The sequence below is a fragment of the Marinomonas sp. ABL3_031 genome, from assembly GCF_056161265.1.
This window is the reverse complement of sequence record NZ_JBSWYU010000007.1, coordinates 122,325-143,075: the sequence shown is the minus strand read 5'-3', so window position 1 is coordinate 143,075 and position 20,751 is coordinate 122,325. Positions and strand designations below refer to the sequence as shown.

Here is a 20,751-nt window from a genome sequence, read left to right as displayed (position 1 = left end):
ATGCCATACGTAAATGTACAAATAACCAAAGGTGCAACTCGCGAACAAAAAGCTGAAATAGTTAAGGATATAACGGGCTCACTTCAACGAGTGCTGGGTAAAAAACCGGAATACACTCACGTGGTTATTCAAGAAATCGAAGAAGAAGATTGGGGCTATGCTGGGTTTTTAACAGACGATTGGAAAAAGAATCCGTCATAAAACCATGCTGCCAGAGTTTCACAAGAATTGTCTGTCAGCATCACCAAGCCAGAGTGCAAATGACGCATAACAAGGCACTCAAGAGAGACACAAACACAGCGCGACTGCGACGCCGCACAGAGTAAGGCTGTGCTGGTTATTGAGGCGTTAGGCAGAATTACCATAGAAGAATAGGAAGTGGGAAAGAATCACAACTGCAGGAAAGCAGTTTGATTTGTTGCAGTCATGTCATTATCAGCAAACGTATAAGCTGCTTTTTTAATGGATAGCAACTTATGTGTTTTTTGTGGAATTAATGATTGGTGTAGTAGTAAAGATATGATGATGAATCATCTCATTACAGCTAACAAACTAAAGGAATCAAAGTCCTTTAATGCAGTGTTAGGCATAAAAAAATGGAATTTGGCGATCAGGTCATTAAGTGGATTGAGTCTAACCTAGCGAAAAATTGATGGTGTGGCCCAGACGGTTTCTTCTATGGAAGCGGGTAAAGCCAGAACCATTGTGAATGTAGAGCATGCCTTGAGCATGTCCGATGGTTTGATGTCGCGTTCCAAAAATGCACGTGAAGTCTCTTCTTCCACAAAAGACATTGCAGAAGAAATTATTGCTCAAGAGCAAGTGATTTTATCCATCAATGCAAAAATACGTGAAAGCTTTCATGCCATCGAATCCTTGTCCCATTCGATGAGTGACTTGGCAGAGAAAAGCGATGAAGTTGCTCGAGTAACGCACGATTATCAGACAAAGGCGCAAGCATTCAAGGTGTAAGGCGAAGCACATAGTGTTCGCATAGATAGTTTCATGCATAGAGAGTGTCGTGCATAGACTGTAGAGTATGACGTTATCATAGGCCCAACTTGTCACTTGCAGTGGCTCTTAAAAGTTGGGCCTTTTCTTATCTAGAGAAGATGGTGTTAAAAACAGAATACAAGGTTAGGAAAAGGCACGAAAGGTGTCCTGTTTAAAAACCACATCATCACGACTTACTTCTGCTATGTCGCGATGGCCGATAAAGGCCATAGTGAGTTCCGCTTCTTGGTGGAAAATCTCCAGCATTCGGGTGACGCCAGCTTTGCCCATGGCGCCTAAACCATACACCATAGGGCGACCAACCATGACGCCTTTGGCCCCCAGTGCTTTGGTACGAATCATGTCCTGTCCACTGCGTACGCCACTGTCTAACCAGACTTCAATTTGATCGCCGACCGCAGCAACGATTTCGGGTAAGGTGCTGATGGAAGAGCGCGCACCATCCAATTGACGACCGCCATGGTTGGAAACAACAATCGCATCGGCGCCGAGTTTGACGCATTCTTTGGCGTCCTCCACTTCCATAATCCCTTTGATGATAAGAGGTCCTTGCCATAGGTCGCGGAAGTAACGAATGTCTTCCCAGCTGAGCTTGGTATCAAAGGAGCCCGCCGTCCATTTCATCAGATCATTCATGTCATCCACCCCAGTGGCGCAGCCTTGAATGTTGCCAAATGCTCGATTGGACGTTTTTAGCATATTCATGGCCCAGCGTGGTCGACGAGCTATGTCGATGATATTGGGAAGGGTTAATCTTGGTGGCGCTGTCATACCGTTTCTGTGATCCGCATGGCGACGGCCAATCATTTGTAAATCGAGCGTTACGACCAAGGCTGAGCAAGCTGCGGCTTTGGCCCGGTCGATGAGTTTTTTAGTAAAATCACGATCTTTTTGCACATAGAGTTGGAACCAGAAAGGCGATTGGGTTTTGGCGGCCACGGTTTCGATGGAACAGATGCTCATCGTCGATAAGGTAAAGGGTACGCCAAATTCTTCGGCAGCTTGGGCGGCGAGAATTTCACCATCGGCATGTTGCATGCCCAATAATCCGACGGGCGCTAAAGCCAATGGCATTTTGGCATCTTGGCCGACCAATTGAGTAGCAAGTGTGCGCGGTTCTAGATCTCTGGCGACTCGTTGACGAAACAGTATGTGTTGGAAGTCAGAGGTGTTCAATCCTAGTGTCTGTTGTGTCCAAGAGCCTGACTCGCAATAGCCCTGAAACATTTTTGGAACCCGTTTGTGATACAAGCGTCGTAAATCATTCAATTCGCAAAAAAAATTCATCCTTACTCCTTGATATTCATTATTATTGTTATGCCCTTTTTGAATGGCAAAGGGATCAGCGAAACCACACTGTATGGATCAAGATAATAGCAATTCTAATTGACGAGCTAAATGATTTAGATCTAAAGATTAGACCGCCGAGTCATCTTATTTGTCTCATAACTCTTAACTGGCAAAGAGAGTAAAGAGGCTTCGGCGGTTCTGTAGAGGGGAGGGATCTTTATGGGTTAGCCAAGCGCTTGGTTGATCAAGGCAAATTGCAGAATGTTATGATCTTTTTTTGGTGAGTCACCGCGGGACATTTGAACGACGGTATCCACTTGCTTCAAGCCAACGGATTCCAGCCAAGGGCTAAGACCACTGTCGGCGGGCACGTCAATTCGAACGAAGTCTTTTATACGGGCATTGAGGCAATGCAGTATCAGGGCTTTTGCTTGTTCTTGCTGTTTGGCAATGACTGGGCCGATGGCATAACCCCGACCAAATTCACGTAGCAAGGCAAAGCCTTCAAGCTGGCCATGCTGTTCAAGTACCACTCCTTGGGCGGATTTTAAGATTTCCGTAAGCGGCGCTCTACGATTCAGATCACAGGCTTGTTCGGCGAATTCAAATGCTGTTGTGTAGTCATTTGCTACCATGGGACGCATGGATTCATCCGTGGCGAGTGGGACAGGATAAGGTGCTGTGATGATAGCCTGATGTTGATTGACTTCCCCAATGGCTTTGAATCCAAAGCTTTCATAAAGGGGCTGGCCTGAAGGGGTGGCAAACAATAGTGCGCTTTTGTTATCGCCAATTTCACGGAGGATCTTCGACATGAGTTGACGGCCGATACCATTGCCTTGGAATTCCGGTGAGACAATGACCATGCCCAGTGAGGAGAATGTTGCGCCATGATTCCAACACAAGGCAGTGCCAATGGTTTGTCCATCATGCTCGGCAATAAATCCTACCCCGAGGTTTTCGACCAATTGCCAATCTTCCATTCTGTGTGGCCATTTTACTTGTTGAGAAAGTGAATAGGCAGCGGTTAAATCTGCCGCTGTCATTGAGCGATAAGAAATGGTGATGGGATTGTTCATTACAGTCATGCTGACCTCCATAAAATGTTGAGGTATTTTGGCGTCTGAAAGGGGGAAATTCTAGGAAATTCTTGCCAAAAATAAGGGCGTGAATGGAATTCGGTAGTAAGCACTAAATAGGGATATTAGAAGAGCAGGAATATGCCGAAACAGATTTTAATAACGGCATAAAATAGTGACGATGAAACTGCCTCCTTAACCTGTTGGACCATTAGCCAAGGGCTTGGCTGGCCAAAGCGTAACTTTGTAAGCGCGTTTTTTCCATGTTAAAAGCGGTGTTTTTCATGGTTGTGACTTGATCAAATTCAGGTAGGCCGCAAAGGGATAAAAAATCTTTAAAAAAAGCATCTTGATGACAGGTATCCAGACGCAGAAAATGTCCCGCATGATCATTAACATGAGGGATGACGAGGGCGATGGCGTCTTGGGGCGTTGCTGCAACCAGCGGACCAATGACATGGCCGCGGCCAAATTTTCGACATAAAGCAAAGCCAACTAGCTTATCATTGCGTATGAGTACGGAACCGGTTGAGTTGGTTAATAACGTCTGCATGACTTGCTCTCTTAGGGTGCCAAATGCTTGACCATCTAAGGCGATAATGTCAGCTATATGAGCTTTTTCAAGGCGGCTGATTTTGCCGTCAACAGGAAACAGAGAAGGGCTGATTGGGGTAGCAATGCCTTGATGCTGACTGACTTTGGCGATGTCATGAAAACCTAAAGACTGATACAGTCGATGCCCAGCCTTGGTCGCATTCAAGATAATATTGTGTTCAGCACATTGCGCCATGACGTGCTTCATTATCCAGCGTCCTCCACCCAGCATTTGCAAGCGTGGTGATGTAATCACCATGCCGATCGTGGCAAATTTTTCGGCCATGGGAAACCACATACCTGAGGCAACGATACGACCAATGGGATCGCAGCCAACAACGCCTTTGCCTAGCGCTAAGAGCATTTGCCAATCATTCGGCCTATGTGGCCACTGCACGGTAATAGAAAGTTCATGAAGCTTGTCGATGTCCTCATGCGTCATGTCTCGAATGGTTAGTTCGTAGGTTTCTAATCGTTTTGATGTTTCGTTTGGCACCTTTGCCACCTCTAGGCTTTATCAATATTGAGGAGAGTCGACATGTTGTTGAGTTTGTCATTGCCGCTCACTAATTACTAGGATGTTCTTGCCAATTTGTGGGGAATGACGAAGTTTTGCTCTTGATTAAGGGGATTCGGCATCAATCGCTAAATTGTCTGCAGACAAAGGCGGTTTTGTATCGTCGGCGCTCTCCTGAACAGCACAATACGCTGTTGCTTCACACTTAGAATAAAGACAGTGATTTATTCTGAAGTAGGAGAGAGGAATGGGGTCTTTTAATCCAGCAAATGTGTCACTTCCTTATAGCCATTTTATTGGTGGCGAGGCGTTTGATAGTGGCGTGAAGATGGACGTATTTCGTCCATCAGATGGACAGGCTTATGCTGGTGTGGCGCTGGCGGATTTGGATTTGGTAGACAGGGCGGTTGCCAATGCTTGGCAGGCTTATAAACACAGTGATTGGGCCAAAAAATCACCACGTGATAGAGCAAAAGCCATGTTGCGTTGGGCGGATTTAATTGTCGCTGACAGTGAGAATTTGGCGCCGCTGGAAGCACTCGGCTCGACCCGACCTATTGCCGCAGTAAAACAATGGGATATTCCGTTTTGCGCTGAGGGCATACGTTTTTTTGCTGAATATGCAGATAAGGTTGGTGGGGAAGTGATACCGACCGATCAAGGTCATTTGGGTATGACCATTACTGAGCCATATGGGGTGATTGGTGCGATTGCACCATGGAACTTTCCTTTGGTGATGGCTTCTTGGAAGATAGCGCCAGCCATGGCCGCAGGCAATGCGGTGGTGCTTAAACCATCAGAAATGACCCCTTTTAGCGTGGTGCGTTTAGCGGAATTAGCAATAGCCGCTGGGATTCCACCGGGCATTTTTAATGTTATTCAAGGGGATGGCAAGGTTGGAGATGCCCTATGTCGTCATCCGTTGATTGCAAAAGTCACCTTCACCGGTTCGACGAAAACGGGTGCCTTGATCATGTCTGCGTGTGCACAGTCAGGCACCAAGCCGGTGACCTTAGAATTGGGTGGTAAAAGCCCGCAGTTGGTGTTTGATGATGTGAAGGATCTGGATAAAGTCGCCCAACGCATTGCCGCTGCTATTACCACCAATGCCGGACAAGTCTGTGTTGCTGGTTCTCGTTTGTTGGTGCAGAAGGGGATTGCGGAGCAATTGGTTGATCGCATTGCTGAGCTGTTTGATGACATGGTTGCAGGGCCAACTTGGCAAACCTCAAGCACCTTATCTCCCATTATTTCTTCCTGTGAATTGGATCGAATTGACGGCGTTGTGCAAGGTGCCGTTCGCCAAGGTGGTGAAGTGTTGGCTGGTGGACAAAGTGTCGCTGTGGATGGCGTCAAAAGCTTTTATAAACCGACCATCTTGCATCAAGTGGACATGAGCATGGAGGTGGTGCGAGAAGAAATTTTTGGCCCGGTTTTATGTGTGGAAACCTTTTCTACCGATGAAGATGCTTTGCAAATGGCATCCCACCCTTCTTATGGCTTGTCGGCTGGGGTGCACACTGCCGACCTTAATCGCGCCATGCGCATGGTAAAAGAGTTAGAGGCAGGTACGGTCTGGGTCAATCGTTATGGTCGTAGTTGGGATTTTGCGATTCCTACCGGTGGCTTTAAAAGCTCTGGCATAGGTAAGGACCTTGGTCGTTATGCCTATGAAGCCAACCAAAAAACCAAGAGTGTGCTCATTGACTTGGGGGCTTAGTAATATTTGCTGCCAAGCGTGTGTTAAGCCCCTTACCTAAAAAAGACATTCTTTTGGTTGACGGTAGATTGTGCCGAGGTAAGGGGGCATTACCGTCAAAAATGCCTTGCAAGGAAACAAAATCGCGCTAAATCCATCGGGGTTTAGTGCTGTAATGTTTTACGAGCTTTTATAAGAGTGCCAGTTTATGCCATCGCAGATGGGCACGAACAAGGTAAAAACAACAGAGTAATTTTTGATGAATGACATGGAGAACCACTCGATGGCGACACTGAACCCTAAGTACATCACGTTTGATTGCTACGGTACGTTAATTTATTTCCAAATGGGGCCAACAGCACGTCGTGTGTTTGCCGATCGTATCTCTGCACAAGATATGGATCAGTTCGTTAAAGATTTCGCTGCCTATCGTTTAGATGAAGTGTTGGGGGATTGGAAGCCATACCAGGATGTGGTTTGTAACGCTGTGAAACGCACTTGCGAGCGTTGGGGAATCGAATATCGCGAGGATGAAGGCATGATTTTTTATGAGGCTGTCCCCACTTGGGGGCCACACCCTGATGTGCCGGAAGCTTTGGCCCGTTTGGCGAGCAAATACAAATTGGTGGCGTTAACGAACGCAATGGATGAGCAAATTCCACATAACATAGAGAAGCTGGGAGCACCTTTTCATGCGGTTTACACGGCACAGCAAGCGCAATCTTATAAGCCAAGGTTGCAAGGCTTTGAATATATGTTGGCGCAGCTTCAATGTCAGCCTGAAGAGTTGCTGCATGTGTCGTCCAGTTTACGTTATGACCTGATGTCAGCGCACGATATTGGCATTAAGAATAAAGTGTTTGTGAATCGTGGTCATGAACCTTCGACGCCATTTTATGAATATCATGAAGTGGCGGACTTAAGTGGTTTGGCGGATTTATTGGGTGTCTAGTCCCTTCATAAGGAAGCCTCATGAAGCTTGAATCTTATTGGTTAGACACGGTGCCGCCTTTTGCCAATGCTGAGCAAGACAGCCCATCAGGGCAATACGATGTGGCCATTGTGGGCGGCGGTTTTACCGGTTTGTCGGCGGCATTGGCCTTATCCAAACAGTCCGTTTCTGTGGTGTTGTTAGAAGCCAATCAAGTTGTCGGTGAAGCCTCAGGGCGCAACGGTGGCCAGTGTAACGCAGGCTTGGCTCATGATTATGCCAGTTTAGCGCAAAGCTTGGGGGTGGATCAGGCACGGACTTTTTATGCGGCTTATATGGAGGCCGTGGACTCGGTAGAAAGCATTGTTAAAGAAGAGGCTATTGACTGCGATTTTACGCGTCATGGTCGTCTTAAATTGGCGTGTAAAGAACACCATTATGATCAATTAAAACGTGCTCAAGAACGCTTATTTGACGAAGTGGACGAAAATGTCAGTGTGTTGGATGCTCAGCAAGTGGCCGATGAATTGGGCACAGACTATTTTTATGGCGGCATGTTACAGACCACCAGCGCGCAAATGCACATGGGAAAATTTGGTCATGGTTTGGCGCAAGCGGCAAGCCAGCAGGGAGCAAGGATATATCAATCTGCTGCGGTGACGGCCATTGATCCTGTTGGCCCAGATAACTACCAACTAGCCACGGCTAAAGGCTCAGTAACAGCCAACAAGGTGCTGTTGGCCACTGGCAGTTCGAAACAAGGCCCCTTTGCGTATTTTCGCCGCCGCTTGGTGTCGGTAGGGAGTTTCATCATAGTGACTGAGCCTCTTGCAGATAAGGTATTAGCGCGGCTGATGACGAAACGTCGTAGTTATGTGACGACGAAAAACATTGGTCACTACTTTCGCATCACCCCAGATAATCGCTTGTTGTTTGGTGGACGAGCGCGTTTTGCCATGTCGAGTCCCAGTTCAGATGCGAAAAGTGGTCAAATTTTACGCGATGCCATGGTGAAAATTTTTCCAGAACTCAGTCGGGTGCGCATTGATTATTGCTGGGGTGGTTTGGTGGATATGACCGCTGATCGACTGCCTCGGGCTGGTCAGCATAAAGGCGTGTATTACTCATTAGGCTATAGCGGTCACGGGGTGCAGATGTCGACTCATATGGGCAAGGTCATGGCTGAGGTGATACAGGGAAAGGCAAGGGTGAACCCATGGCAAGTATTGGATTGGCCACCTGTTCCGGGACATTTTGGCAAACCTTGGTTTTTACCCATGGTTGGCGCTTATTACCGTTTTAAGGATTTGTTGCAATGAAGGCAAGGGGTGTTTGACCATCTGTTCGATCGGCTAATTGACCTTGCACAGCAAGCAGATTCTGAAGGAATAAAAAACAATAAAAACACAAGAATAGGTTCGAACAAGGCTACTGACATCAAAGAAATGCAGAGCGCTTATTCGTACTTTTGTTCATTAGCTCAACTCACAAAAGGAACCATAACATGAAAGATGACAAGAAAAATTCGTTAATGGATCAACAGAGTTCGACCACATTGTCTCAAGGTGTATCTCGTCGTCAGGTATTACAGGGGATGATGGGTGGCGGTTTGGTCGCAGCGGGTTCCGGCGTATTAGCGCCGGGCTCTTCCCTTGTTTTTGCCGATACTTCTGAGCCACAGCGCGGCGGCAAAATTAAGGTGGCCAGTCAGTCCGGTTCAACAGCCGATACCTTGGATCCTGCAAAAGGGTCAGGGTCAACCGATTATACTCGCCAATACATGTTTTATAACGGTTTAACCATGCTGGATCATTCCTTGACGCCGCAAATGGTGTTAGCGGAATCATTTGATACTCAAGATGCGCAAAATTGGGTGATTAAGTTACGTAAAGGGGTGAATTTTCATGATGGTAAACCCTTCACCTCAGCGGACGTCGTATACAGTTTACAACGTCATAAAGATCCAAAGGTGGCTTCGAAAGTAGCGACAGTTGCTAGCCAAATGCAGGAGATCAAAGCCGTTGGTAAAGATGAAGTGCATATTCGTTTGGAAACGAAAAATGCGGATTTTCCAGCTATGTTGGCGGTTTCTCATTTTCTCATCGTACGAGATGGGACAACGGATTTCAGCATTGCTAATGGCACTGGGGCCTTTATTTGTCAAGAGTTTCAGCCCGGTATTCGCTCCGTAGGTGTGCGCAATCCGGATTATTGGAAACAAGGTCAGCCTTATTTAGACGAAGTGGAATTGTTCTCTATTCCAGATGAACCGGCTCGAGTGAATGCCTTGTTGTCTGGCGATGTGCAACTGATTAACTCGGTGAATCCAAGGTCTATGGGGAAATTGAACGATAGCCCGTCAACTAGAATCTTACAATCTGACTCGGGTGGTTACACCAATTTGGTGATGCGAGATCATCTAGGCCCATTACAGAACCCGGATTTCGCCTTGGGTATGAAATCGTTAATTAATCGAGAGCAGATTTTGCATGTGGCGTGTCGAGGATTTGGCACCATCGCCAATGATCAGCCAATCCCGAAAGGCCATCGTTATTATATGGGGGATTTGCCACAACATGATTTTGATCCAGAAAAAGCGAAATATCACTTTAAAAAAGCCGGGGTGTTAGGACAAAGCATTCCTATGGTGGCATCGCCTGCGGCAGATAACTCGGTTGAAATGGCACAATTGATTCAGTTGTCAGGTCGTCAAGTGGGCTTGAAATTGGATGTTAAGCGTGTACCAGCGGACGGTTATTGGTCGAATCATTGGATGAAAGACAGTTTAGGCTTTTCCAATATAAACCCTAGACCAACAGCGGATCTGGTATTCAGTTTGTTTTTTGAATCCTCGGCTAAGTGGAATGAATCTGGTTGGAAGAGTGACCAATTCGATCAGTTGTTACTGGCGGCGCGTGGGGAAACAAACGAGAGCAAACGCAAGCAAATGTACGGTGATATGCAGGTACTGGTACATGATCATTGCGGTATTGCTATCCCCACCTTCAGCAGTATTAATGACGCTTGCAGCATGAAACTGGGTGGCTATAAACCTCATCCTTTGGGTGGCTTCATGGGTTACATGTTTGCTGAACAGGTTTGGTTAGAAGCCTAGGGATTTCCTTACAACAAGACGTATTTGCCTCAGTCTTAATGGAGAGACGGTTTGAATAAATGAGTGCAAGTTTTTCATTGGCATTGTTACTGTCGTTTTTCCATCATGGTTGAGGCAATTCTTCGTGCTTTATGAATAGGATTGCCTTGCGTAATGCTTTCTCTTAAGGCTTTTAATAGATAGGTGATTCATGAATCAAACCCTGTTAAGGCTGATCGTAAATCGAGTGGTATTGGGTTGTTTGACCTTATTGCTGGTCTCTATGGTGATTTTTACCATCACCAATATGCTGCCGGGGGATGCGGCTCAGCAATTTTTAGGACAAGCGGCGACGGCTGAAACCGTAGCCGCGTTGCGTACCGAAATGGGCTTGGATTTGCCTTTTATGACACGTTATATCGATTGGTTAGGAGGCTTATTCGTGGGTGATGCGGGTCTCTCAATGGTAAATAATTTACCGGTAACCGAATTGGTGGCGACACGCTTGCCAAATACCTTGTATCTGGCCGCTCTGGTCACTTTGGTGTCGGTTCCTGTGGCCTTATTCATCGGTATTTTCTCTGCCATGTATCGAGGTTCTTGGTTTGATCGCTACAGCAATGTGTGCGCGGTGTTTTCTGTTTCGGTGCCTGAGTTTTTAATCGCCACGGTGGCGGTATTAATTTTTGCCGTTCATCTGGGCTGGTTATCGGCTTTATCCCATATTGAAGGCGCGCAGACATTCGGTGAGTTATTAAAAGCCTTTGTGATGCCGGTATTAACCCTATGTTGTGTGTTGGTGGCACAAATGGCTCGCATGACCCGTGCCGCCGTAATCGATCAACTGAACACTTCTTATGTCGAAATGGCCTTACTAAAAGGCGCACGTCCAATCCGTGCTGTGTTATGTCACGCCTTACCTAATGCCATTGGGCCGATTGCGAATGCGATTGCTTTAAGTCTGTCGTATTTGCTGGGCGGCGTCATTATTGTGGAATCGATTTTTAATTATCCTGGGGTAGCGACCTTGATGCTAAATGCCGTTAGTACACGAGATATGCCCTTGGTTCAGGCCTGTGCCATGTTGTTTTGTTTTGGTTATCTCATCTTGGTGTTGATGGCGGATATCTGTGAAATTGTATCGAATCCGAGGTTACGAACATGAGTCGACTTTTTACCGTGCTGAGCGCTTTTCAGAGACCAACAGTAGGGGGTTTTATGGGTTTTTGTCTGGTGTCATTTTGGCTTGTGATGGCAGTCATTGGGCCTTGGGTAGCGCCGTATCAAGCCAATGATTTTGTCAGCTACGATATTTTTGCGGCCATGAGTTCAGACTACCCGCTAGGGACAGATTATTTAGGTCGAGATATGTTAAGTCGAGTGCTAAGTGGCGCGCCTTATACCATTGGTGTGGCGTTAATGGCGACCTTGGCAGCCTGTTTGGCGGGCGTGATTTCTGGCTTGGTGGCCGCTGCTTCTTCGAATTGGGCAGACGCTATGATCAGTCGTGCGCAAGACGCTTTGATTTCCATACCGAGTAAGATGTTTGCCTTGATCATGGTGGCGTCGTTTGGCTCGTCAGTCCCCTTGTTAGTACTGACGGCAGCCATTGCTTATATGCCGGGGAGCTTTCGTATTGCCCGTTCATTAGCGGTGAATGTGATGACGCAGGATTTTGTGCAAGTGGCGCGTCTGCGCGGAGAGTCCATGCCTTACATTATTTTTAGCGAAGTCTTGCCCAATATGCTCCGTCCTGTGCTGACGGATTTTGGATTGCGTTTTGTCTTTATCGTGTTGTTATTGAGTTCCATGAGCTTTTTGGGTTTAGGCATACAACCACCAGATGCCGATTGGGGTTCCTTGGTACGGGAAAATATATCCGGCTTAGGAGAAGGTGCCCCTGCGGTCATAGCGCCTGCTATCGCCATTGCTACCTTGACGGTTGGGGTGAATTTATTGATTGACAATCTTGGTACTAAGGCCGCGCATCACTGAGGAGAGAAACATGACAGAACTGGTGAAAGTAAATGGCTTACGGGTTGCTGTACTGTCCGGTGAGGAAGAGGTGCCGATTGTTCATGGCGTGGATTTTAGCCTCAATCAAGGCGAAGTGTTGGCGCTGATCGGCGAATCTGGTTCAGGCAAAACTACGATTGCTTTGTCTTTAATGGGTTACGCGCGAAGCGGCTGTCGCATTGTGGGCGGAACGGTGGAAGTGGCTGGGGTGGATGTACTGACCTTGTCGGCGCAACAAGTATCACAGTTACGTGGCCGTACGGTGGCGTATATTGCGCAAAGTGCGGCGGCGGCCTTTAATCCAGCAAAAACCATCATGGATCAGGTTATTGAAAGTGCGTTGATTCATCAATTGCTGAGCCGAGAGCAGGCGCAACAAAAGGCCATAGGGCTGTTTCGTGAGTTAGCTTTACCGGATCCTGAGCACATAGGTGAACGCTATCCGCATCAGGTGTCAGGCGGGCAACTGCAACGTTTGATGGCTGCCATGGCGTTAATCACGGATCCTGCCTTGGTGATACTCGATGAGCCGACGACGGCACTGGATGTAACGACGCAGATTGAGGTATTAAAAGCCTTTAAAAAAGTGGTACGAGAGCGCAATACCACCGCCGTGTATGTGTCCCATGATTTGGCCGTTGTTGCGCAAATGGCGGATCGAATTGTGGTGCTTAAAAATGGTGAGATTCAAGAAAATAGTCTAACCAAAGACATCTTAGTAGAGCCACAACACGACTACACCAAAAGCCTGTTAAATGCAGCGCAGGCGGAAATGCGTGATGACATGATGAAACAGGCTGAACTGGATACAGACAAAGCAACACAATTATTGGAAATTCAGCATCTGGAAGTCTGTTTCCATAAAGGGGAGCCTGTGTTACAGGACATAGATTTAACCATTCGTCGTGGTGAAACCATTGGTGTGATTGGCGAATCCGGTTCGGGGAAAACCACGCTGGCGAGAAGTATTGTGGGTCTTGTGGAGCCTACTATGGGGAATATTTATCTTGATGGAAGCCCCTTGAAAGCGTCGGCATCGGCACGTACCCGAGAGCAATTACGCCGCGTTCAGTATGTCTTTCAAAATGCCGATACCGCCCTCAATCCACGCCATACGGTAGAAGAAATCTTAGCCCGTCCGTTACGCTTTTATCATGGGATGAAAGGGAATGAGTGTAAAGAAAGAGTGTTTGAATTGTTGTCTCTTGTGCAATTGCCAAACAGCCTTGCCAAGCGCCGCGCCACAGAATTATCAGGTGGACAAAAACAACGCATTAATCTTGCTCGTGCTTTGGCAGCGGAACCGGATGTGATTTTGTGTGACGAGGTGACCTCGGCGTTAGATACCGTGGTGGGGGCTGCCATTCTGGAATTGATGGCCGATTTACGCAAAACATTGAATGTGTCTTATCTCTTCATTAGCCATGATATCAGTATGGTACAAGCCATTTGTGATGAGATTGTCGTACTTTACTCTGGTCATAAAGTGGAGCAAGGGGCTGGGGCCTTGTTTCAACAAGCGCCATTTCATCCTTATACGCAACTTTTAATACATTCTGTTCCTGAGATGAAACAAGGATGGTTAGAAGCGACAGATTCTTTTCATGCCCCTCTTACTGAAATAGGTCCTTTGAAACAAGGAGTAGAGCTTTGTCCCTTTGTCGATAGATGTTCGGAACGTATCGAAGGCAAGTGTAATCAGATTATTCCGCCACGGGTGAAATTGGATAAAGGTAATCAAATTCTTTGTCATCATAGGTTTACCCAAACGCAAGGAAACAACAGTCAAATAAATTCGTTGCAGCCTGTTAGGGCACTGGCAAGGGAAGGGGCATAGGGAAAGATTGGATAAGAAGCGGTTAGCTTGAGGAACAGGACAATGACTCAAGACAAGGGTTTTTTGATGGAACAAGCCAGATTAAGACAGCCTTCTTTGTGGTATCTAGGTGATTCGGTAGCGGACCCCATGGTTGCCGTGAAAGCTTATATTGATGAACATTTTAAGGAGCCTATTAGCCTAGATTCCTTGGCTGCTTTGGTCGGTTTGACACGATTCAGTCTGGCCAAAAAGTTCCGTCAAAGCTTAGGCATTTCTCCCTATCAATACGTTTGTTTGGTGAGAGTATCGAAGGCGCAAACCATGATAGCCGAAGGGATTCGTCCGGTGGACATCGCAGCGGCGGTGGGCTTTTTTGACCAAAGTCATTTGACCAAGCACTTTAAACGGATTTACGGCATGACGCCGAAAGATTACCGACAGCGATATCATTCGCTTTAAAGTGAAGCGATGAGATGAGTCGACTGTCGGCTCGGTGGTTAGAATTCTGACACCTTTCCCCAAGCATTTTTATGTAAGCGTGTTAGTTGATACTGTTTATGTTCGACAAAAGTCTTTTTTCCCGCCAACATCTCGGCAATCAACTTACCTGCTCCTGGGCCAATGCCAAAGCCATGACCTGAAAAACCAGCGGCGATCATAAAGCCTTGTATATTCGTAGCGTGATCGATTACTGGAACCCCATCCGGTGTGCTGTCAATGTAACTGGCCCACGCATTTTGTATGGGAATGTCCCTGAGTTCGGGTAACATTTGACGCGCCCGCATTAAGGTTTTTTGGATGTGTCGATTGGACGGTTTGGGGTCGAGGATACGATTCTTTTCCATCGGCGAGGGCTTATCTAAAGCCCATTTTTTAAGTGTTTCATGACCAGCATTCCAGGCTTGCAAGCCCCCCGGTGAAAGCACTTGCCAACGTTTAGCAAACATGGGAATAAAAGCACCAGCGAATTTTAATTGTTGCGGTGTTATATCCACATTCGCGGACCCTGAAATGGCTAAGGTATGGCCGCCATCCCCACGTCTAGTAACAGAAATAGCCGCTGTATGCAGGGCATCAGGCAGCCCTTTGGCGCCCGGCATGATAGCAAGGATTGACGAACGCACCGCCGATTGTGGAAAGCGAATGTCCAATTGATTACAGAAAGAAGAAGCCCAAGCCCCCCCTGCTAAGACCACTTGTGGTGTTGCAATGACACCTTGTTCGGTAATGACTCCGGTGACTTTCCCAGCTTGTGTTTCGATACCACGAGCGGCGCAATTTTGGTGGATACTGCCACCATGTTTTATAACGCCTTTGGCGATCAAAGGAGCGGCTTTAGAAGGATCGGCAATACCGTCTGAAGGAGAAAAGACACCACCTAACCAGCTCTGATGGGTGGCTTTGCCACGTTCATTTGCTTGCTCAGAAGTGAGCAGATGAGAAATGACGCCTTGCTGTTTGGCAAATTTTCCCCATTTTGCCCAGCTTTCAAGTTCTTTAGGGTTATTGGATAAGTAGAGCAATCCGCAACGACGAAAACCTAAATCTTCATTCAGATCCGCCATGATCTCTTCCCATAATTCGAGACTTTTTGTCGCCAAAGGCAGTTCTCGAGCGTCACGATTTTGTTGTCGACACCAGCCCCAGTTACGGCTGGATTGTTCTGCGCCAACTTGTCCCTTTTCAACTAACGCAACCTTCATGCCTTGACGGGCGATAAAATACGCCGCACAGACGCCTACAATGCCGCCGCCGATTACCACAACATCGGCCTTTTTGGTCAGGCTATCGGAGGAAGAAATGGTCATTAAGGGTGCGGGCATTGCGTTCTCCTAACGGTGACTTGAGTGTATTGACTGAATAGAATGTATTGGCTGACAGACATCATGCTTGCTGTGGTGTAACGTGACACCTTATTCACTTTGTAACTCTCCGAATCGCACCACGGTTACACCAGGTCGTAATTGGCGTATGGAAGGCATGACTAACACACAGTTTGGATAAGGCGTGACGATCTGTTGATCGCCTTGCCAAGCAATCGGAGTGCCAGCCTGAGGAAAGGTTTCCAATCCTGTGAAAGCATCACTAAAACGGAAATCCATGCTAGTAGCGACCACGGGTTCGGTTACCTTAACAATCTTTAGCTTGGGGTCAAGGGGCTGTAACCAATCGGCTGGTATATGGCGTTTTTCTATTATGCCATGCAACAATAAAAAGCGTGCTGTTACGTCCTTGGCAACGACAACGGAAGAGGCTTGCCAATGTTGCCCGCATTCAACCAGTAACGCATTTTTGGGACTGTTGGGATCGCCAAAAGCATTGTAATCTCGTAAACGACACCCTTCAGGGTGGCCTTCATCTTGGATGATCCAAGCGGGTGATTGTTGCTGCTTGGCGAAGCTCAATCCTTTATTAAGAGGGCCACATACATTTAATGGCGGACAAGCTTCGTGCATGGAGTGGATGTCGAGCAGGAAGTCCACTTCATCGATTACGGGACGTAATTGTCGTGCGCGCGCTAATTCGCAAGAGTTCTGGCTTAAGTCATCGAGTATTTGATGGGTCCAGACTCGGTTTAAGTCCTGATCGACAAAACGAGATGCATCCGGATTTTGCGCATCAAAGGCTTGGTAGGCTGCAACATTAGCAAAGGCCAAAGTCAGTTTGCCGTGACTTGGTCGTATGCCTAAATCAATGAGTGCTTTAACAACAATCGCACCACACACTTCATTGCCATGCGTTAATGAATTGATCATGACATGAGGGCCGGGAAGGCCACTGTCAAATTGATAAACATAAGGAATGTCCCCATTACCTTCGGCGTAGGGGGCGATATCGGGAAAGGGTATGTCAATTGGATAGTCTGCTAATGCTGTCTTGTTCATGCTGTAATGGCCTTCTGTTTTAGCTTAGATTTCCTTGGCAAAGGTATTTGGTGTCTAGGTAATCGTCTAAACCATAGCGTGACCCTTCACGACCATAGCCAGATTCCTTTACTCCGCCAAATGGTGCGGTTTCTGAGGCGATGGCACCTTCATTAATGCCGACAATACCGGTCTGCATTTGATGGGAAACTCGCCACACACGATTGATATCTTGTGAATAAAAATATCCCGCCAATCCATAGGGTGTATCGTTGGCCGCAGCTATGACTTCTTCTTCATGATGAAAACGAAATAACGGTGCCACCGGACCAAAGGTTTCATCATGGGCCAATTCCATGTCGTGGTTAGCATCGCCTAAAACGGTGGGAGCAAAATAATAAGGCCCAGTGGCTAGGTCGTTTTGCAATGCTTGGCCACCGGTTAATAAGGTGGCGCCTTTTGCTAAGGCATCCGCCACGTGGCGTGCTATTTTGCGAACGGCTTTGTCATTGATCATAGGCCCGATTTGACTGTCTTGATGATCCCATGGCCCGACTTTTAGATTGGCGATTCGCTCAACGAGTTTTTCCGCAAACGCTTCATAGCAGCGATCATGAACATAAATACGATTTGGGCAAACGCAGGTTTGGCCGCCATTACGAAATTTAGCGGCGATCAAGCCTTCTACCGCAGCGTCCAGATCGGCATCTTCAAACACGATGAAAGGCGCATTGCCACCCAGTTCAAGGGACATTCTTTTCAAGGTGCCTGCGGCTTCTCTGGCTAGCATCTTGCCAACCGCGGTAGAGCCCGTAAAAGTGACTTTACGAATGCGAGAGTCAGATAACCAACTGCCCACCAAATCAGCCACCTTGTGTCGAGAACAAGTGACAATATTGATGACGCCTTTGGGTAAGCCAGCTTCTTCCGCTAAGGCCACTAGGGCCAGAGCCGTTAATGGGGTGTCTTCGGCAGGTTTGGCTACTATCGTACAGCCAGCCGCCAAGGCGGGTGCCAGTTTACGGGCAATCATCGCGAGAGGGAAATTCCATGGCGTGATCGCCGCTACGACACCAACCGGCTCTTTGACCACCATGAGTTTTTTGTCGGTCACGGTTTGTGGCAGGATATCACCATAAGTGCGTAAGGCTTCCCCAGCAAACCAATCTACGTAAGCCGCGCCGTAATTTACTTCGGCTAAGGATTCCGTCAAGGGTTTACCTTGTTCGAATGACATAATAGTGGCGAGATCATGACGGTTTTCAAGGATGAATTGATGCCAACGGACGAGAAAGTTTGACCGCACTTTTGCCGGCTGATTACGCCATTTATCGAAAGCCTCAAAGGCAGCATCGGTAGCCAGTTTGGCGTCGTCTGCGGAACTCTCTGCGACCTCAGCAAAAGTGTCTCCGCTGGCTGGGTTTTGAACTGGATAGACTTGGCCTTGTACGCTGTTTTGCCAGTGTCCATTGATAAAGTTGTCAGCACGGATGAGCGAAGGGCGTGTTAAGGTTAACGTCATCGGGTTACGGCCTTGTGTAATGCAGTGAGTAAGTAATGAAGGTTATTTTAACCAGCTGAACAGGGCATTTGGCTTGGATAATGATAAGGAAAAGAAGGATTCCTGCTTTATTTTTATGGAATTCAGAAGCATATGCCGTTTGTTCACGGCATGTGCAGTAACCTATGAGATGAGCGGGATTAATTGTCTTGCATGAAAAGGTTGTCAATGGGGTAAAACTTTTTCACTATGGGGGATTTGATGACGATGTAACTGAAATATTTATCAATGAAAATATTCTGGTCTAAAAGGTCTTCCATCACCGTCTGATAGTGCACCACATTACGTGTCAAAAAGATGAGTTGATAGTCAAATCCACCGCTGACAAGATGACATTCCTGCACCTCATCCACTTTGCGTATGTAAGCTTCAAATTGGGCGAAATGGTCTGGTCGGTGATCCTTAAGGGTAATCTGGGTAAAGACTCGTTGAATGGTGCCTAATTTTTCCAATTGAATATGTGCACCGTAATCCACTATGTAACCTGACTTTTCTAGGCGTTTGACACGGGTTAGGCAGGGGCTTGGTGACAAACCTACGGCATCGGCCAAATGCACATTGGAGATACGACCGTTACGCTGCAGATGGCTTAGAATACGGATATCCAGTCTATCTAGTTTCGGCGCTCCGTTCATCCAAATCTCCAATTATTTTAAGCAGTTAGGTATTTGATATTAACAACAAAGATCGTTAAACGTCATCAATAAGGCGCAAAAATAATTACGATGTAAGAGGCATCATTTATTCACCACGGATTGCGAGTATGTGGCTGCCTTATCCATTGCCAGACGAACGTCAGGTTGCGCTATTATCTCATCAAGAGTGCTCGTTAAGCGTTGAAACAAGAGGTCAAAATCTCGTTTGGTATAACATAGGGCTGGCGCAAAGCCAAGAATATTGTCGGCAAAGGCGCGGAAAATAAGCCCGTGTTGATAAGCGCTTTTGGCAATACGGTCAGCCAATTTTAACTCAGCAGGAAAAGGCGTTTTAAGCTCTTTATTGGCGACCAATTCCACAGCACCCAGTAAGCCGCGACAGCGGGCATCGCCGACCAGAGGGTGAGACATAAATGCTTGTAAACCTTGTTCAAAATAGGGGCCAAGGTGCTGACCATTAGCCAACAATTTCTCTTCGTATAAGCGAATCACTTCTAAAGCGATGGCAGCACTGACAGGGTGCGCTGAATAGGTGTAACCATGACCAACAGGCGCGTTAGAACCACAGCCTTCTAGTAGACCTTGATACACCTCATCACTCATCATGACCGCACCCATGGGGGCGTAACCTGAGGTCAAGCCTTTTGCCATGGTCATTAGGTCGGGGGTTACTTGTTCTGCCAAGCTGGCAAACATGGGCCCAGTGCGACCAAATCCTGTGATGACTTCATCCACCACAAATAATATGCCCAACTCGTTACAGCATAACTGCATGGCTTTAAGCCAACCTTGCGGCGGGATAATCACGCCACCAGAGCCCATGATGGGTTCACAGAAAAATGCTGCGACCTGATCCACGCCCAGTTCTTTAACCTTGTTTCTCAAAGCCGTGACCGACTGGTTAATAAGGCTTTCATCGGTTGTCTTTTCAGCACTGCGATAAGCGTAAGGACACGGAATACGATGTTGATTAGGCTGGGGTAAATCAAAATGTCGATGAAAGGCTGGCAAGGCTGTCAGCCCAGCGCCTTGAGATGACGAACCATGATAACCGCGTTCGACGCTGATAAAGTGCTTTTTACTGTGTTTTCCTTGAGCATTGAAATAATTGGTGATGAAACGAATGGCCGAGTCGACGGCATCCGATCCCCCCAGGGTAAAGTAGACATGCTGGAGTGAAGAGGGGGTAATCTCAACTAATTTAGCGGCCAGCTTGATGGCCGGTTCAGAGCCAAAATCAAAGTAACCTGTGGCATAAGGAAGAGTGCGCATTTGTGCTTCTGCAGCCTTGATCACACTGTCTTGACCATAACCCACATTGACGCACCAGAGTCCTGAAAAAGCGTCTAATAATTCTTTGCCTTGATAATCGGTAAGGTAAGCCCCTTTACCAGAATGAAGTATGGTGACGCCCTTTTCTTCGTGTTCACGATAATGGCTGACAGGGTGGATTAGATGCTGTTTGTCCAGAGAAACTAAAAAATCGTTATGCATATTCACGGCACCATCAGTTAGGAAAAGGAAACTTATACTAGTACGAAAACAGCGGCGTAATATGTTAAGTAAGCTAGTCTGAACAGGCGAAATATGGCGAATTGGAGCGCGAATCGAAAGATT

Annotated in this window: 18 protein-coding genes; 10 read left to right on the top strand and 8 right to left on the bottom strand. The window is 47.1% G+C overall.

Translation table 11 applies throughout. The annotated features are described in order from the left end of the window. Positions 1–201, top strand: coding sequence for a tautomerase family protein (locus tag ACXAH2_RS09840; protein WP_475078218.1), 201 nt, complete (start codon positions 1–3; stop codon positions 199–201). Positions 202–657: 456 nt separating this feature from the next. After that, entirely contained in the window at positions 658–972 is a 315-nt protein-coding gene (locus ACXAH2_RS09835; protein ID WP_475078217.1) for a hypothetical protein, read from the top strand. Positions 973–1,137: 165 nt separating this feature from the next. Here the strand turns inward: ACXAH2_RS09835 and ACXAH2_RS09830 are convergent, their stop codons facing one another. The 3 genes from ACXAH2_RS09830 to ACXAH2_RS09820 all read right to left on the bottom strand — a co-directional run bounded on the left by ACXAH2_RS09830 (position 1,138) and on the right by ACXAH2_RS09820 (position 4,473). Next, positions 1,138–2,301 (bottom strand): alpha-hydroxy acid oxidase, encoded by a 1,164-nt coding sequence (locus ACXAH2_RS09830; RefSeq protein WP_475078216.1) that lies wholly within the window; start codon positions 2,299–2,301, stop codon positions 1,138–1,140. 227 nt (positions 2,302–2,528) lie between these two features. Further along, the gene (locus ACXAH2_RS09825) at positions 2,529–3,392 is read right to left on the bottom strand and encodes a GNAT family N-acetyltransferase (protein ID WP_475078215.1); all 864 of its coding nucleotides are present in this window, start codon (positions 3,390–3,392) and stop codon (positions 2,529–2,531) included. A gap of 202 nt (positions 3,393–3,594) precedes the next feature. Beyond that, positions 3,595–4,473, bottom strand: a complete 879-nt coding sequence (locus ACXAH2_RS09820; protein ID WP_475078214.1) for a GNAT family N-acetyltransferase — start codon at positions 4,471–4,473, stop codon at positions 3,595–3,597. Positions 4,474–4,741: 268 nt separating this feature from the next. Between ACXAH2_RS09820 and ACXAH2_RS09815 the strand changes: the two genes are divergently transcribed. From ACXAH2_RS09815 to ACXAH2_RS09780, 8 genes are all read left to right on the top strand, one after another. Next, the gene (locus ACXAH2_RS09815; protein ID WP_475078213.1) at positions 4,742–6,214 is read left to right on the top strand and encodes an aldehyde dehydrogenase family protein; all 1,473 of its coding nucleotides are present in this window, start codon (positions 4,742–4,744) and stop codon (positions 6,212–6,214) included. 262 nt (positions 6,215–6,476) lie between these two features. Continuing rightward, a complete protein-coding gene (locus ACXAH2_RS09810; protein ID WP_475078212.1) occupies positions 6,477–7,145 on the top strand; it encodes a haloacid dehalogenase type II in 669 nt (222 codons plus the stop codon). Between the two features lie 20 nt (positions 7,146–7,165). Beyond that, entirely contained in the window at positions 7,166–8,443 is a 1,278-nt protein-coding gene (locus ACXAH2_RS09805; RefSeq protein ID WP_475078211.1) for an NAD(P)/FAD-dependent oxidoreductase, read from the top strand. Between the two features lie 185 nt (positions 8,444–8,628). Beyond that, on the top strand, positions 8,629–10,239 hold the full coding sequence (locus ACXAH2_RS09800) for an ABC transporter substrate-binding protein (protein ID WP_475078210.1): 1,611 nt from the start codon (positions 8,629–8,631) through the stop codon (positions 10,237–10,239). Positions 10,240–10,429: 190 nt separating this feature from the next. Continuing rightward, positions 10,430–11,383 carry an ABC transporter permease gene (locus ACXAH2_RS09795; RefSeq protein ID WP_475078209.1) on the top strand — a complete coding sequence of 318 codons (954 nt, stop codon included), beginning with the start codon at positions 10,430–10,432 and terminating at the stop codon, positions 11,381–11,383. Next, the gene (locus ACXAH2_RS09790; RefSeq protein ID WP_475078208.1) at positions 11,380–12,213 is read left to right on the top strand and encodes an ABC transporter permease; all 834 of its coding nucleotides are present in this window, start codon (positions 11,380–11,382) and stop codon (positions 12,211–12,213) included. Before ACXAH2_RS09795 ends, ACXAH2_RS09790 begins: the two co-directional genes overlap by 4 nt. 10 nt (positions 12,214–12,223) lie before the next feature. Beyond that, on the top strand, positions 12,224–14,071 hold the full coding sequence (locus ACXAH2_RS09785) for an ABC transporter ATP-binding protein (protein ID WP_475078206.1): 1,848 nt from the start codon (positions 12,224–12,226) through the stop codon (positions 14,069–14,071). Between the two features lie 42 nt (positions 14,072–14,113). Continuing rightward, positions 14,114–14,512, top strand: a complete 399-nt coding sequence (locus ACXAH2_RS09780; RefSeq protein WP_475078205.1) for a helix-turn-helix domain-containing protein — start codon at positions 14,114–14,116, stop codon at positions 14,510–14,512. 38 nt (positions 14,513–14,550) lie between these two features. Here ACXAH2_RS09780 and ACXAH2_RS09775 read toward each other — a convergent pair whose 3' ends face one another. From ACXAH2_RS09775 to ACXAH2_RS09755, 5 genes are all read right to left on the bottom strand, one after another. Next, positions 14,551–15,876: an NAD(P)/FAD-dependent oxidoreductase gene (locus ACXAH2_RS09775; protein ID WP_475078204.1), complete on the bottom strand. Its 1,326-nt coding sequence runs from the start codon at positions 15,874–15,876 to the stop codon at positions 14,551–14,553. Between the two features lie 90 nt (positions 15,877–15,966). After that, positions 15,967–16,938 (bottom strand): M14 family metallopeptidase, encoded by a 972-nt coding sequence (locus ACXAH2_RS09770; RefSeq protein ID WP_475078203.1) that lies wholly within the window; start codon positions 16,936–16,938, stop codon positions 15,967–15,969. Positions 16,939–16,957: 19 nt separating this feature from the next. Then, positions 16,958–18,439 (bottom strand): NAD-dependent succinate-semialdehyde dehydrogenase, encoded by a 1,482-nt coding sequence (locus ACXAH2_RS09765; RefSeq protein ID WP_475078202.1) that lies wholly within the window; start codon positions 18,437–18,439, stop codon positions 16,958–16,960. A 179-nt stretch (positions 18,440–18,618) separates the two neighbouring features. Then, positions 18,619–19,113 carry an Lrp/AsnC family transcriptional regulator gene (locus ACXAH2_RS09760; RefSeq protein WP_353667734.1) on the bottom strand — a complete coding sequence of 165 codons (495 nt, stop codon included), beginning with the start codon at positions 19,111–19,113 and terminating at the stop codon, positions 18,619–18,621. Between the two features lie 102 nt (positions 19,114–19,215). Next, complete coding sequence (locus tag ACXAH2_RS09755; protein WP_475078201.1) at positions 19,216–20,628, bottom strand: aminotransferase class III-fold pyridoxal phosphate-dependent enzyme; 1,413 nt, start codon at positions 20,626–20,628, stop codon at positions 19,216–19,218. Between the last annotated feature and the right edge of the window lie 123 nt (positions 20,629–20,751).

What these genes read in the sequence shown, in the direction of transcription:
- ACXAH2_RS09840 (WP_475078218.1), top strand. Translation starts at nt 1, where the DNA reads ATGCCATACGTAAATGTACAAATAACCAAAGGTGCAACTCGCGAACAA.
- ACXAH2_RS09830 (WP_475078216.1), bottom strand. Translation starts at nt 2,301, where the DNA reads ATGAATTTTTTTTGCGAATTGAATGATTTACGACGCTTGTATCACAAA.
- ACXAH2_RS09825 (WP_475078215.1), bottom strand. Translation starts at nt 3,392, where the DNA reads ATGACTGTAATGAACAATCCCATCACCATTTCTTATCGCTCAATGACA.
- ACXAH2_RS09815 (WP_475078213.1), top strand. Translation starts at nt 4,742, where the DNA reads ATGGGGTCTTTTAATCCAGCAAATGTGTCACTTCCTTATAGCCATTTT.
- ACXAH2_RS09810 (WP_475078212.1), top strand. Translation starts at nt 6,477, where the DNA reads ATGGCGACACTGAACCCTAAGTACATCACGTTTGATTGCTACGGTACG.
- ACXAH2_RS09805 (WP_475078211.1), top strand. Translation starts at nt 7,166, where the DNA reads ATGAAGCTTGAATCTTATTGGTTAGACACGGTGCCGCCTTTTGCCAAT.
- ACXAH2_RS09800 (WP_475078210.1), top strand. Translation starts at nt 8,629, where the DNA reads ATGAAAGATGACAAGAAAAATTCGTTAATGGATCAACAGAGTTCGACC.
- ACXAH2_RS09795 (WP_475078209.1), top strand. Translation starts at nt 10,430, where the DNA reads ATGAATCAAACCCTGTTAAGGCTGATCGTAAATCGAGTGGTATTGGGT.
- ACXAH2_RS09790 (WP_475078208.1), top strand. Translation starts at nt 11,380, where the DNA reads ATGAGTCGACTTTTTACCGTGCTGAGCGCTTTTCAGAGACCAACAGTA.
- ACXAH2_RS09785 (WP_475078206.1), top strand. Translation starts at nt 12,224, where the DNA reads ATGACAGAACTGGTGAAAGTAAATGGCTTACGGGTTGCTGTACTGTCC.
- ACXAH2_RS09780 (WP_475078205.1), top strand. Translation starts at nt 14,114, where the DNA reads ATGACTCAAGACAAGGGTTTTTTGATGGAACAAGCCAGATTAAGACAG.
- ACXAH2_RS09775 (WP_475078204.1), bottom strand. Translation starts at nt 15,876, where the DNA reads ATGCCCGCACCCTTAATGACCATTTCTTCCTCCGATAGCCTGACCAAA.
- ACXAH2_RS09770 (WP_475078203.1), bottom strand. Translation starts at nt 16,938, where the DNA reads ATGAACAAGACAGCATTAGCAGACTATCCAATTGACATACCCTTTCCC.
- ACXAH2_RS09765 (WP_475078202.1), bottom strand. Translation starts at nt 18,439, where the DNA reads ATGACGTTAACCTTAACACGCCCTTCGCTCATCCGTGCTGACAACTTT.
- ACXAH2_RS09760 (WP_353667734.1), bottom strand. Translation starts at nt 19,113, where the DNA reads ATGAACGGAGCGCCGAAACTAGATAGACTGGATATCCGTATTCTAAGC.
- ACXAH2_RS09755 (WP_475078201.1), bottom strand. Translation starts at nt 20,628, where the DNA reads ATGCATAACGATTTTTTAGTTTCTCTGGACAAACAGCATCTAATCCAC.